The sequence below is a fragment of the Ensifer sp. NPDC090286 genome (assembly GCF_044769565.1).
Classification (GTDB): Bacteria; Pseudomonadota; Alphaproteobacteria; order Rhizobiales; family Rhizobiaceae; genus Ensifer.
In genome coordinates this window covers 811,508-824,096 of record NZ_JBIVYF010000001.1, presented here as the reverse complement: position 1 = coordinate 824,096, position 12,589 = coordinate 811,508, and the positions used below count along the sequence as shown (strand labels likewise).

At 63.7% G+C, this 12,589-nt stretch carries 7 protein-coding genes; 6 read left to right on the top strand and 1 reads right to left on the bottom strand.

Annotated features, from left to right (window positions below; all coding sequences use genetic code 11):
- Window positions 1-99 precede the first annotated feature (99 nt).
- The 4 genes from petA to ACIQUG_RS04040 all read left to right on the top strand — a co-directional run bounded on the left by petA (window position 100) and on the right by ACIQUG_RS04040 (window position 3,884).
- Window positions 100-678 (top strand): ubiquinol-cytochrome c reductase iron-sulfur subunit, encoded by a 579-nt coding sequence (gene petA / locus ACIQUG_RS04055; RefSeq protein WP_192446244.1) that lies wholly within the window; start codon window positions 100-102, stop codon window positions 676-678.
- 14 nt (window positions 679-692) lie between these two features.
- A complete protein-coding gene (locus ACIQUG_RS04050; RefSeq protein ID WP_402317643.1) occupies window positions 693-1,973 on the top strand; it encodes a cytochrome bc complex cytochrome b subunit in 1,281 nt (426 codons plus the stop codon).
- Window positions 1,974-2,005: 32 nt separating this feature from the next.
- Window positions 2,006-2,875 (top strand): cytochrome c1, encoded by an 870-nt coding sequence (locus ACIQUG_RS04045; protein WP_043626068.1) that lies wholly within the window; start codon window positions 2,006-2,008, stop codon window positions 2,873-2,875.
- 625 nt (window positions 2,876-3,500) lie between these two features.
- Window positions 3,501-3,884 carry a hypothetical protein gene (locus ACIQUG_RS04040; protein ID WP_402317639.1) on the top strand — a complete coding sequence of 128 codons (384 nt, stop codon included), beginning with the start codon at window positions 3,501-3,503 and terminating at the stop codon, window positions 3,882-3,884.
- 309 nt (window positions 3,885-4,193) lie between these two features.
- On the opposite strand, the gene ACIQUG_RS04035 is transcribed toward ACIQUG_RS04040, so the two are convergent.
- Window positions 4,194-10,862 (bottom strand): kinesin, encoded by a 6,669-nt coding sequence (locus ACIQUG_RS04035; protein ID WP_402317637.1) that lies wholly within the window; start codon window positions 10,860-10,862, stop codon window positions 4,194-4,196.
- A gap of 537 nt (window positions 10,863-11,399) precedes the next feature.
- On the opposite strand from ACIQUG_RS04035, the gene ACIQUG_RS04030 reads away from it, so the two are divergent.
- Complete coding sequence (locus tag ACIQUG_RS04030) at window positions 11,400-11,768, top strand: Hpt domain-containing protein (RefSeq protein WP_043624557.1); 369 nt, start codon at window positions 11,400-11,402, stop codon at window positions 11,766-11,768.
- A 242-nt stretch (window positions 11,769-12,010) separates the two neighbouring features.
- Window positions 12,011-12,331 carry a 2Fe-2S iron-sulfur cluster-binding protein gene (locus ACIQUG_RS04025; RefSeq protein ID WP_043624554.1) on the top strand — a complete coding sequence of 107 codons (321 nt, stop codon included), beginning with the start codon at window positions 12,011-12,013 and terminating at the stop codon, window positions 12,329-12,331.
- Window positions 12,332-12,589: the final 258 nt, after the last annotated feature.

Here is a 12,589-nt window from a genome sequence, read left to right as displayed (position 1 = left end):
AGGGCGTGGTTCCTTGACCTGGATCAAACCGCAAGGGGCAGGAATTTCGCCGGGGGCGGATGCGGTTTCCGCAATATTGCGTGAGAGGATGGTTTAGCCGTGAGCGAACACGACACTTCAAGCGAGGCCTTGGGCGAGCCCACTCGCCGCGACTTCCTTTATCTGGCTACCGGTATGGCAGGCGTCGTTGGCGCTGGCGCCGTCGCCTGGCCGTTCATCGACCAGATGCGTCCGGATGCATCAACGCTCGCGCTCGCCTCGATCGAGGTTGACGTATCGAGCCTGCAGCCCGGTATGTCGCTGACCGCGAAATGGCGCGGCAAGCCGATCTTCATCCGCAACCGTACGGAGAAGGAAGTCGAGGAGGCAAAGGCCGTCCAGCTCGACGAGCTTAAGGACCAGGTTGCGCGCAACGCCAACCTTCCGGCCGATGCGACCGCGAGCGACCTCGATCGTTCCGCCGGCGAAGGCAAGGAAAACTGGATCGTCATGATCGGTTCCTGCACCCATCTGGGCTGCGTGCCGCTTGGCCAGGCCGGTGATTTCGGTGGCTGGTTCTGTCCCTGCCACGGTTCGCACTACGATACGGCCGGCCGCATCCGTAAGGGTCCGGCGCCGGAGAACCTTCACGTGCCGACCTTCTCGTTCGTATCCGACACAGTTATCAAGATCGGTTGAGGGGACTACTGATAATGAGTGCTGAACATTCAACCTACACGCCGACGACTGGCATTGAGAAATGGGTTGATTCCCGTCTGCCGTTGCCGCGTCTGATCCACGATAGCTTCATCAGCTATCCGGTTCCCCGGAACCTGAACTACGCCTACACCTTCGGTGCCATGCTCTCGGTCATGCTGATCGTCCAGATCCTGACCGGTATCGTTCTGGCCATGCACTACGCCGCTGAAACGACCGTCGCCTTCAATTCGGTCGAAAAGATCATGCGCGACGTCAACCACGGCTGGCTGCTGCGCTACATGCACGCTAACGGCGCATCCTTCTTCTTCATCGCCGTCTACCTGCACATCGCCCGTGGTCTCTACTACGGCTCGTACAAGGCTCCGCGCGAAATCCTCTGGATCCTCGGCGTGGTCATCTACCTCCTGATGATGGCGACCGGCTTCATGGGTTACGTTCTGCCCTGGGGTCAGATGTCCTTCTGGGGCGCGACCGTTATCACCGGCTTCTTCACCGCCTTCCCGCTGGTGGGTGAGTGGATCCAGCAGTTCCTGCTCGGCGGCTTCGCCGTTGATCAGCCGACGCTGAACCGCTTCTTCTCGCTGCACTACCTGCTGCCCTTCATGATCGCCGGCGTCGTCGTCCTGCACATCTGGGCCCTGCACGTAACGGGTCAGACCAACCCTACCGGCGTTGAAGTCAAGTCCAAGACCGACACCGTCCCCTTCACGCCCTATGCGACGCTGAAGGATGCACTCGGCGTTTCCGTCTTCCTGATCATCTATGCCTGGTTCGTCTTCTACCAGCCGAACTTCCTCGGCCATCCGGACAACTACATTCCGGCTGACGCGCTGAAGACGCCTGCTCACATCGTTCCGGAATGGTACTACCTGCCGTTCTACGCGATGCTGCGCGCCATCACCTTCAATGTCGGCCCGATCGACTCCAAGCTCGGCGGCGTTCTGGTGATGTTCGGCTCGATCATCATCCTGTTCTTCCTGCCCTGGCTCGACACGTCGAAGGTCCGCTCGGCCGTATACCGTCCGTGGTACAAGCTGTTCTTCTGGGTCTTCGTGGTCAACGCCATCCTGCTCGGCTGGCTCGGCTCGCGTCCGGCAGAAGGCCTGTACGTCGTGATGTCGCAGATCGGCACGCTGTACTACTTCGGCTTCTTCCTCGTCATCATGCCGGTCCTCGGCCTGATCGAAACGCCGAAGCGCATTCCGAACTCCATCACCGAAGCGGTGCTGGAAAAGCAGAATGCCAAGGCGCAGCCGGCCGCCGCGCGCGCCTGATCAGAACAGCGATTGATAAGGAACCCACAACAATGAAAAAGCTTGTTACAGGCATTCTGTCACTCGCTGTCGTCGCTGGTCTCGGTCTCGGTGCGGCTGTTGCCGAAGAGGCGAAGGGCGGCGAGGAGCATGGCGGCGGTACGCCCCACTATCCGATCCACAAGCCGGAACAGCAGGACTGGAGCTTTGCCGGTCCCTTCGGTCACTACGACAAGGGCCAGCTGCAGCGCGGCCTGAAGGTCTACACCGAAGTCTGTTCTGCCTGCCACTCGATGAACCTGGTTGCCTTCCGCACGCTGGAAGGCCTGGGCTACTCGGATGCACAGGTAAAGGCTTTCGCGGCGAACTACGAAGTCCAGGACGGCCCGAACGCCGACGGCGAGATGTACACCCGCAAGGCTGTCGCCTCCGACCACTTCCCGTCGCCTTACGCGAACAAGGAAGCGGCTGCCGCATCGAACAACGGTGCAGCTCCGCCGGACTTCTCGCTGATCGCCAAGGCACGCGGCATCGAGCGCGGCTTCCCGCAGTTCATCTTCGACATGTTCTGGCCCTACCAGGAAGGCGGCCCGGACTACATCCACGCGCTGCTGACCGGCTACCAGGATCCGCCGCAGGGCGTCGAAGTGGCTGAAGGCACGCACTACAACCCGTACTTCGCCAACGCTGCCGCGCTGGCGATGGCTCAGCCGATCTCCGCCGACCAGGTCACCTATGACGATGGCACGCCGCAGACGGTCGACCAGTACGCCAAGGACGTTTCGGCGTTCCTGATGTGGGCCGCCGAGCCGCACCTCGAAGAGCGCAAGCGCACCGGCTTCATGGTCATGGTGTTCCTGCTGATCTTCACCGGCCTGGTGTACCTCACCAAGAAGTCGGTCTACGCCAACAAGGAACATTGATCGGTTTTCGGCTTAAGCCGGTTCGATCAAGACCCAACGAAAAGCCCCGGTTCGTCCGGGGCTTTTTTTGCGTTTTGGGGCCTCACGCAGAGGCGGTGAGGACGGCAACGCCGGGTCAGCGAAGCCCTGTATGCCTTGGCTCATGATCGAGGCCAAGCGGCACATACGCAGCCGTGCATCCTCCGCCTTTGAACATCGGCGGAAACACTATCCTGCCTCAGGCGTCGGCGCATGAGGTGCCTCGTCGTCCAGCCAGCAAGGCAAGTCTCAGCTCTCTCGCGGCTTCTGCAATCTTCTTCCAGGCGGATTATCGGGGGCGTGGAAACGTGGTCTAACGAGACTGTCCGCCAGCAGCTGTCGATAGATGTCGTCACCGCATGCAAACGATTGCGATCTGCAAACGATTGCATATAGCCGAATTCTCGCCTTCGTCCGACTGGCGTGACGTCATCGGCTTGCAGCACCAACCGCGAACCCTTCGGCAGGTCGAGGGGTGGCCGGCCCTTGCTTCCGAGTGCCTGCGCGCCTCGTGGGCGCGTTAATCACGTCTGCGTTCTAGGGTTGCATCATCCGGATGCGGCGTCGTATTCGGATTTATCACTTTTGCTTAAGAGGTTGAAACCCAATGCATATTTCGTTGAAACGCCTGGCGGCCGCCGCCGTGAGCGGCCTGGCCTTCGTTCCCGGCATCGCGCAGGCGGAAAGCTATTCGGCGCTCACCAAGCAGGGCTACACCACCGGAAAGCTCGCCAGAGGCAAATCCGGCGCCTGGGGCTGGGTTGTCGGCAATGGCGAGAGGACGTTCTTTTGCCGGCTCAACGTCGCCTCGGCCTATGTCAACAAGAAGGAGATGGTGAGCTTCACCGCAAGCGGCCGCATGCTCAAGATCGACCGTGCGACCTATGACGGCGCGCTCGGCCTACCGGACCCGAACAAGCCTTACTTGAAGGATCTGCAGGCGGGCCGGGTCAAGCCCGCCGATGTCGGCGGCTGCTCGCCGCTGCGCTGACTGGTCGGATCCCGTCGCTTCGCCCAGCGTGGCTGTGGAGGGCGTCGACAACGCGTTGTTCACGACGTCCGCCGACGAACCCAAATCCCGCTTGTCCGGCTCCGCTTGCGGGTGGTGGTCCTGAAGCAGCGAGAAGCTCGATAGCGCGGCGCACGAGCGCGTGGAGCGTCTGAAAGGCACACCGCGTCTAAAGGGCTTGCCACATCCGAGCGGAAGCGATCAGGCGCTTTTCTTCTCTGATATCCCTGCATACGAAAACGGCCCCGTCGCGAGACGGGGCCGTTTTCCTTGTTCTCTATCCGGGCTTGCTTAGCTGAAGCGGCCGGCGGCGTGGGCGAGCATCGTATAGACCTTGCCGGTATCCGACGTCAGGTAGGTCTGCGTGATGCGCTTGTCCGGGTCGTTGCGGGCGACGTCGGCGAGCAGCTTTTCGAAATCGGCGATGTAGCGGTCGACGGCGGTGCGGAACTCCGGCTCGCGGTCGTACTTCCGCTTGATCTCGTCGAAGGTCTGCTGGCCCTTCAGCGTGTAGAGGCGACGGGTGAAGACGTCGCGTTCGCCGCGCTGGTAGCGGCGCCACAGATCGACCGACGCATCGTGATCGATGGCGCGGGCGATATCGACCGAAAGCGAGTTCAGCGATTCAACCACGTGGCGCGGGTTGCGGCTGTCGCCGGTCCGTGCCGTCGGCTGGGCCTCGGCCGGGCGCTGCGGCGCGGGCGAGGGTGCCTCTTCGCGGGACGCCGCACGGAGCAGGTCGCGCATCCAGCCACCACCTTCGGCGACCTCGTTGCTGACGGCCTGCGACGGCGCCGGCTGGCGAACGGCGGGCTGTTCGATGCCGAGGTTGCCGCGAAGCGCAGGTGCCGGTTCCTGACGGCGCGGCTGCTCGACGACGGGCTGCTGCGCTACGGGCTGCTGAACCACCTGCTGGGCCACTGGCTGGGGCTGCGGCTGTGCGACCGGTTGCGGCTGCGGGGCTGCCTGTTGCTGCACCGGACGGGCGAACGGAGCGGCGGCCGGCTGCTGGCGCAGCGGCTGGGCCACTTCGAGCTGCGTCGAGGACTTGCCGATGATATCGGACAGTTCCTGCAGTGCCTTGATCTGCTCGCTGACGGCGCGGCGCATGACGGCCGCGTTTTCCTTGGCTTCTTCCGGCAGGTCGAAGGCGCCGCGCTTCAGCTCTTCGCGGGTCATGTCGAGTTCCTTGCGGATCTCGCCGGCAGAGCGACGGATTTCGTCGGTCGCACCACTGAAGCGGCCGATCGCCTCGTCGATCGCGACGCGAACGGCGTCACGCAACTGGCCTGCGACGCCATCGGACTTCTTGCCGCTCTCGGCAAGCATGCGCTCGATGTCGGACACGGAGGCTGCAACGCTGCCGCGCAGACGCGAGGCGACTTCCTTGGAGCGTTCCTCGGCATTGGCAAAGGCGCCTTCGATCGAGGCACCGGCATCTTCGCCGACCTTGGCGATCGCCTGGCGAAGGGCTTCCGACGCGCCGAGCGCACGGCCCTCGACCGAGGAGAGCGTCTTGTTGACGTCGGCAAACGAGGTCTCGACGCCGGAGCGAAGCGTGTTTGCGATCTGGCGCGAACGCTCTTCGGCGCGGCTGAACACCTGCTCGACCGAGGCGCCGGCTTCATCGCCGGCCTGGGCCAGCGTGTTGCGCATCGCTTCAGCAGCTTCGGCTGCGCGCTGTTCGGCGCTGGTCAGCAGACGACCGACATCGGAGAAGGACTGCTGGATGCCGCTGCGAAGGTTGCCGGCAACGAGGCCCGAGCGCTCTTCGGCGCGCTGGAAGGCGCCGTCGACGAAGCCCTCGAGCGCCCGCATCGTGCGTTCGATCTCTTCCGAGCGCTGGACGAGGCCAACCGACAGGGTGCGAAGCGCATCCTGGCGTTCCTCGAGCGTGCTGACGAGGTTCGACTGGGCGGCGCCGAGCAGGTCGGAGGCCTGGCCGAGAACGCGCGAGTGGTCTTCGAACCGCCCGACGATGCCGCCGATCTGCGACAGGGTGGAGGCCGAGATATCGGAGAGCTTGTCGACCTTGCCTTCGATGAGGCGGGTGGAGGTCGACAGCATGTCGGAGGCTTGGCGGGTCGATTCCGACACGCGGGCGATCGTCGATTCCAGACGCTGGTCCATTTCGCCGAGGTTGTTGCTCGCCTGGTCGATAACCGTGGCGATGGCGGCGTTGTTGTTGGCGAGCTGGTCGATCAGGCCAAGCGCGGTCGACTGCAGACGGTTTTCGACCATCTTCATCGCCTTTGCCGTCTCTTCGGCGCGGTAGGAGATCGCGTTCAGCGTCTCGCCAGTGCGCTCGGCGATGGCGTTGACCAGGGCGGCGTTTTCGGCACGCAGACGGTCGGCGCTTTCCTGGGTCACGGCGGCGATGCGCTCGGCGGCCTCGCGGCCGGTTGCGGCATATTGGTCGATGACCGGGCGCGCCTGCTCGTCGATCAGGCGCGACAGCTCCATCGAGCGGCCGGCGAGCATCGAGTTGAGTTCGCGGGTGCGGTCGTCGAGCGTGTTGCGGATCGCCTCGCCACGGGCTTCCAGCGCCTTCTCCGTGTTGGTGAGGCCCTGGTGGATGTTGTCGGCGTGGTTGGCGATCTGGCTGTGCGTTGCGGCCAGCCGTGCGGTTGCGCTGTCGGCCGCATCGGCGATCGAGCGAGCGAGTTCGGCATGACGCGCTGCGGTGGCTGCCGCCTTCTGCTCGATCGAGTTGGCAAGCTCGGCATGGCGCGCGGCCGTGGAGGCTGCCGTCTGGTCGATCGTATTGGCGAAGTCCGCCTGGCGCGCGGCAAGTGCTGAGGCGAAATCTTCGCCGGCCTTCGACAGGAGCCCGGCCGAGCGGACGGCTTCCGCGTCGATTTCCTGGGCCGCATCGCTGATGGCGCCGCGCAGGCTGTTCACAAGGCCAGCGGCCTTGTCTTCCATGCGCAGCGTCTCCGCATCGAGCTCCTGGGCGACGTCGCCAACGGCACTGCGCAGCGTGTTGACGAGGCCGGCAGCCTTGTCTTCCATGCGCAGCGTTTCTGCGTCGAGTTCCTGCGCGACATCGCCAACGGCGCTACGGAGCGTGTTTGCGAGCCCGGCTGCCTTGTCTTCCAGGCGTACGGCTTCGGCATCGAAGTCCTCAGCCACGCCGCCGACGGCGCTGCGCAGATTGGCGACGATGTCGGACGTCTTGCTTTCCAGGCGGTTGGCTTCGGCGTCGATATCCTGCGTTGCCTCGTGAACGGCGCCGCGCAGGCTGGTGACCAGAACGGCCGCCTTGCCCTCGATCGTGCGGTTGACGTTCTCAAGGCCGATGTTGAGGGCGCGATCCATGGTGCCGAGGCGTTCGGCGATGCGCTCCGCACCGGACTCGATGGCGCCGGTGATCCGGGTTGCCGCCATTTCACTCATGCGGTCGATGTCGCCAGCGCGGTCACCGAGACTGTCGGCGATACGCTGTCCGGCGCCGTCGACGATCTGGTTGACGCTGCCGACGCTGTCGCGAACCCGGTCTTCGAGCGAGCTGAGGCTGACTTCCAGGCGCAGGCCGGTATCGTCGACCAGGGTGTTGACGTCGTTGACACTGCCGCGAATGCGGTCCTGAAGGGCGCCGAGGCTGTTTTCGATCAGTACACCGGTCTCGCCGACGACGGCGTTGACGCCGCTGACGCTGCCGCGGATACGGTCTTCAAGCGCGCTGAGGCCACCTTCGACGCGGGCCGCCGCATCATCGACGACCGAGCCGACATTGGTGACGCTGCCGCGAATGCGGTTTTCCAGCGCGCCGAGATTGCTCTCGATCCGCGCGCCGGTGTCGTCGACCACGGCGCCGACATTGCCGACGGTGCCACGAATGCGGTCTTCGAGCACGCCGACGCGGGTCTCGAGATGCATGCCGGTTTCGTCGACGATCGAGCTGATGTTGCCGGCGCTCTCGCGCATGCGCTCTTCGAGGGCGCCGAGGCTGGTTTCGACGCGCATGCCGGTGTCGTCGAGGCGGTCGTTGAGGCCGTTGATCGACAGGTCGACGCGGTTGGTGAGGCTGTCGGCCGCGAGGCTGATCTGGTTGGCGGTTTCGGCCAGGCGCTCGGCAATATGGCCGGTGGTCGAGCGCATGCGGCTGTCGAGTGCTTCGCCGCTGCGGTCGATGGCTCCGGCGAGTGCCGCCTGGCGCTCTTCGAGCGACATTTCCAGCATGCTGGCGCTGGTGGCAAGCGTCGTGGCGATCGAGGTCGACTGATCGGCAAGCATGCCTTCGAGCTGGTCGCGGCCCTGGCCGACGGCGAGGTTGATGGCGTTGATGCGGTCGTCGAGCGTTGCGCGGATCTGCTCGTGCGTGGACGAGAGCGTATCGCGCAGGTGCTCGGCGCGGCCGCTCAGCGTCTCCTCGATTTCCGCTGCCTTGCCGGCGAGCGAGGCGGTCGCTTCGGTGGTGCGTGCCGTGAGGGCGTCGGCGATGTGCGCGCTGGTCTCGGTCAGCGTGTCGGAGATCTTGCTGACACGTCCGCTCAGATCCTCGGCAATGCGGGCGCTCGTCTGGGTGAGCGTATCGGAGATCAGGCTGACGCGGCCGCCGAGGTTTTCGGCGATCGTGTTGACGCTCTCGGAGAGCTTCTGCTCGATGTCGCCGACGCGGTCGGTCATGGTTTCGGCGACAGCCGTTGCCCGGAAGGTCAGGCTGTCGGCCACGTCTTCGGCGTGACGGCTCAGGGTGTTGGCCATCTCGTTGGCGCGCGACGACATCGTCGACGTGATCGCGGCGGCGCGCTCGGCGAGGACGCCGTCGAGCGCCGTCGTCTGGTTGGTGAGAGCGTCGGAGATCGCTTCGCCGCGTTCGGAAAGAACGCGCTCCAGCCGGTCGGCCGTGCCGCTTACGGCGGTATCGATCGAATCCGCGCCCATGGAGAGGATCGTCGAAAGGGCGAGGGTGCGTTCCGACAGGGTGTTGTCGAGGCGGTGCTGGCTGGCAGCGATCGCGCTGGTGATCTCGTCGGTCGAGCCGTGCAGGGTCTGCTCGATGCGGGCGTGCGCGGCGTGCAGGCCGTCGACGAAGGCGGCCGTGCGGCTGTCCAGACCTTCGGTCAGGCGCTGCTCGCTCGTCGTCAGTGCGCTCGAAAGTGCGTCCGCACGCTGGCCGAAGCCGTTTTCGATGCGGTCCTGGGCCTGGGTGAGGGCGCCCATCAGGCCACTGGTCTTTTCGGAGAGCACGCTGTCGATGCGGGTGTGCGCATCGCCGATCATGTTGCCGAGTTCCGTGGTGCGGCTGGCAATCGTCTCTTCGATGAAGTCCTGGGTCGCGCCGAGCGTGGTTGCAAGCGTCAGCGACTGGTCGGAAAGGGCCGAACCGATCTTCTCGATGCTGCTGTCGAGCGCGCCGCCGATCGCTTCCGAACCGCCGGAAACGGTCTCGTTGATGCGGTGCAGGCTTTCCATGAGCTTGGTGTCGAGCAGGCTCGCGCGCTTGTCGAAGGCGGAGGCAAACTCGTGGAAGCGCTCGTCGAAGGCGGTGGCAAGCTGGCCGACGGTCGTCTGCAGCTTTTCTTCGAAGAAGCCGCCGCGCAGGTCGAGGTCCATGATCGCGTCGTCGGTGCTGGAGCGCAGGCTCTGACGGAAGCTCGCGCCCTTTTCGTCGAGCGTGGCGTTGAGCGAGGCGAGTACGTGGTCGAGGCCGCCGGTGATGGCGTGCTGGCCGACGCTCAGGCTTTCGTTGAGGTCGCGGGTGCGGGCGATCAGCGTTTCGTTGAGCTGGCGGGCGCGTTCGTTGAGCGCCGCATTCAGCTTCTCGGTGCTGGCGTCAAGCGAGGAGGCGCGCGTTTCGAACTGGCTGAGCAGATCTTCGCCGCGCTTCGTCAGCGTGTCGCTGAGCTGGTCAAGCCGGGTGTCGAATTCGGTGCTGAGGCCGAGGCCGGCAGCCGTGAGGCCCGAAAGCAGCGCATCGGTACGGGTCGTCAGCATGCTGCCGATCGACTGCAGGGCGGTGTCGGACTTCTCGCTGAGGGCGGCCGCACGGGTATCGATCAGCGAGGCAAAGGCTTCGCCAGAGATCGCGATGCGCGAAGCAATGTCTTCGCTCGCCTGTTCCAGGTCGTCCTTCAGCTTGCCATGGGCACCGGAGATCGCCGAACGGATACGCTCGGAATGGCCGATGATGGCTTCGCGTTCAAGGCCGAGTTCCTGCACCAGGGTGCGCACGCGCAGTTCGTTTTCGCTGTAGCTGCGTTCGAGCGCGTTGACCTCGGAATGAACAAGCGTTTCGAGCTCGGTGGCACGGGCAATCGTACGTTCGATGCCCTCGTTCATCGCCGAGACTTCGCGGCGGACGGCCTGGCCGACGGTCATGACGCGATCGGCGGCCGCCGTTTCCGGCTCGGCAAGACGAAGGGCGACTTCGGCCATCGAGCGCGCGGCGTTGCGCAGTTCCTGCGCGCGGGCGATCATGATGGCAAAGGAGAAGAAGAGCATGATCGGCAGCACGATGCCGATCGCAACGCCGACGGCGCCAGGCGTGGCCGAGAGGTCGCTCAGCGAACGGATCTGCCAGATCTGCGGCCCGTAAAGAAGGTTGGCGACACCAAGGCCGGCAACCGCCCAGATGACGGACACCAGCGCGGCAACGCGGATCGCGGCGCGATTGGAGCGAACGTCGAGCGCACGCAGCATCGCTGCCGGCGAACGGCGACCATCGTCGTTGGCGGCGGAAAGGGACGGGGACTTGGGCGCAGGTTCGGGAGCGAGCGTCTTGGCCGCTTCTGCAGCACGTGCCCCGCGGGACTGTTCCGGCTGAGGCCGTGCTTTCTTATTCTGATCGGGCGTTGCCGCCTGATTGGTGGGCTGAGACACATTTTCCTCCGGATCATCCAAGGAAGTCTTGTCATTCGGGCTCGATGCAAGCTCGTCGAAATCAATCTTCAGGGCAGCTTCCAGAGCCTGGAACGCCTTTTCGTCGATCGACTCATTGCTCTTTTTCGTCGCCATAGGGATACGCCTCATTACCTTTTGCCCAGAACGGAAAGCGCCTCTGGCCCGTTGTCGGGCAGGGTCTCTTCCTCATGGGCGGTGACGGCAAGATACGCGCATCAGATCTACGCAATACCCTACTGATCACCCACTGCATTGCCTCGACGGATAGTCGCATTTGTGGCCGAATGGGACCACGCGTCGAGCTTATCCACCGGAACGGTTGCCATTTTCGTACGCGGGTCCGTTCCTAAGCGTATCGTAGTGACACATTAGCTGGGTTCTTACAATTAAGAGCGCTTGGGGTTGATTAAAATCCTAATGAAATCTTAATGCGATGCGGACTTAAAAGCCGGAAAAGATAAGGAAATCAGAGAGTTTAACGGACATTAACCATTTTCCCAAAATACTGCCTATATTGCGCCCGGATTTGAGCCAATAGGTGCCGGAGCCCGCCGAAGATGGAAGTCTCGATCGTGCGGGCAGCGACACCGCTCGCGATGAAGCGATGCCGGAAACATGCCAACATCAAACAAACAATAGGGAAATTGGCTCATGGCGGCCCTCAGGATTGCCTTTGAAGCCCCGGATAGTCCGGGAAACTCTTCTGCGTCAGGCAAAAAGCCGATCGACTTTGCGCACCTCGCCGTGCAGACGATGGGTGACAAGGCGCTCGAAATCGAAGTGCTGCAACTCTTTGCGCGCCAGGCGCGCCAGGTCTTGAAGGAAATTGTAGAGGGCGAGGGCACGCCCCGCGCCCAGGCAGCCCACCGGCTGAAGGGCGCAGCCTTGGCTGTTGGTGCCGTCGACGTTGCAAGCGTTGCCGGCGCGATCGAGCACAATCCGGCCGAAGCCCCGCTCTGCGACCAGCTTGCAGCGGCCGTGCTCGAAGCCGAACTCTTCATTCTGAAGCTCTGCCGTTAGCGGCTCCCGGGCGGACTTGGGCCACCCGGCCCCTGTCTGCCGCACGATGGCCGCGCCTCGCTTCGAGGCCTCGCGCCGGCGGCAATTGCCACCGGCGCGATCTGCGGCGATGCACGCAATGACGGCCGTTGTTGACTGGCCGGCCGATTTGTTGGAAGAACTTCCCCTGAATTTGCGCCCGCGGCGTTCCTTCTCAACAGGCCTGCGCCCGGCCAATCCAACAGTTCATTCCGGAAAGAGACATGACAAAACTTAACATCGTTGCCTTTGATGGCGCGCGCCATGAACTTGATGTCGAAAACGGCTCGACGGTCATGGAAAACGCCGTTCGCAATTCGGTTCCCGGCATCGAGGCCGAATGCGGCGGAGCCTGCGCCTGTGCGACCTGTCATGTCTATGTCGACGATGCCTGGGCCCAGGTCGTCGGCGCTCCGGAAGCGATGGAAGAAGACATGCTGGACTTCGCCTACGACGTCCGCCCGACCTCGCGGCTTTCCTGTCAGATCAAGATGAGCGATGCGCTTGACGGTCTCGTCGTGCACGTGCCGGAGCGCCAGGCCTAAGGCCTGCGTTTCACGCCCCGTCTTTCAGACCTCCGCACAAAAAAAGCGCCTCGCCGGTCGTTGGACAAGCGAGGCGAGGAGGGCGCATCGCATACAGATGAGGGAGGGAACATCTGCTGCACCAAGACACGCCAGGAGAACCCGTTCCGGCTCCGCTGTTCGATTTCTTCTTTTTCTTTTCAAGTGAACAACGTTGCGCAAGTCAAAGTAAAGGCAACATCTAAGCTTTTCGCGCCGCAAGTGCGTCGCGCATAACCT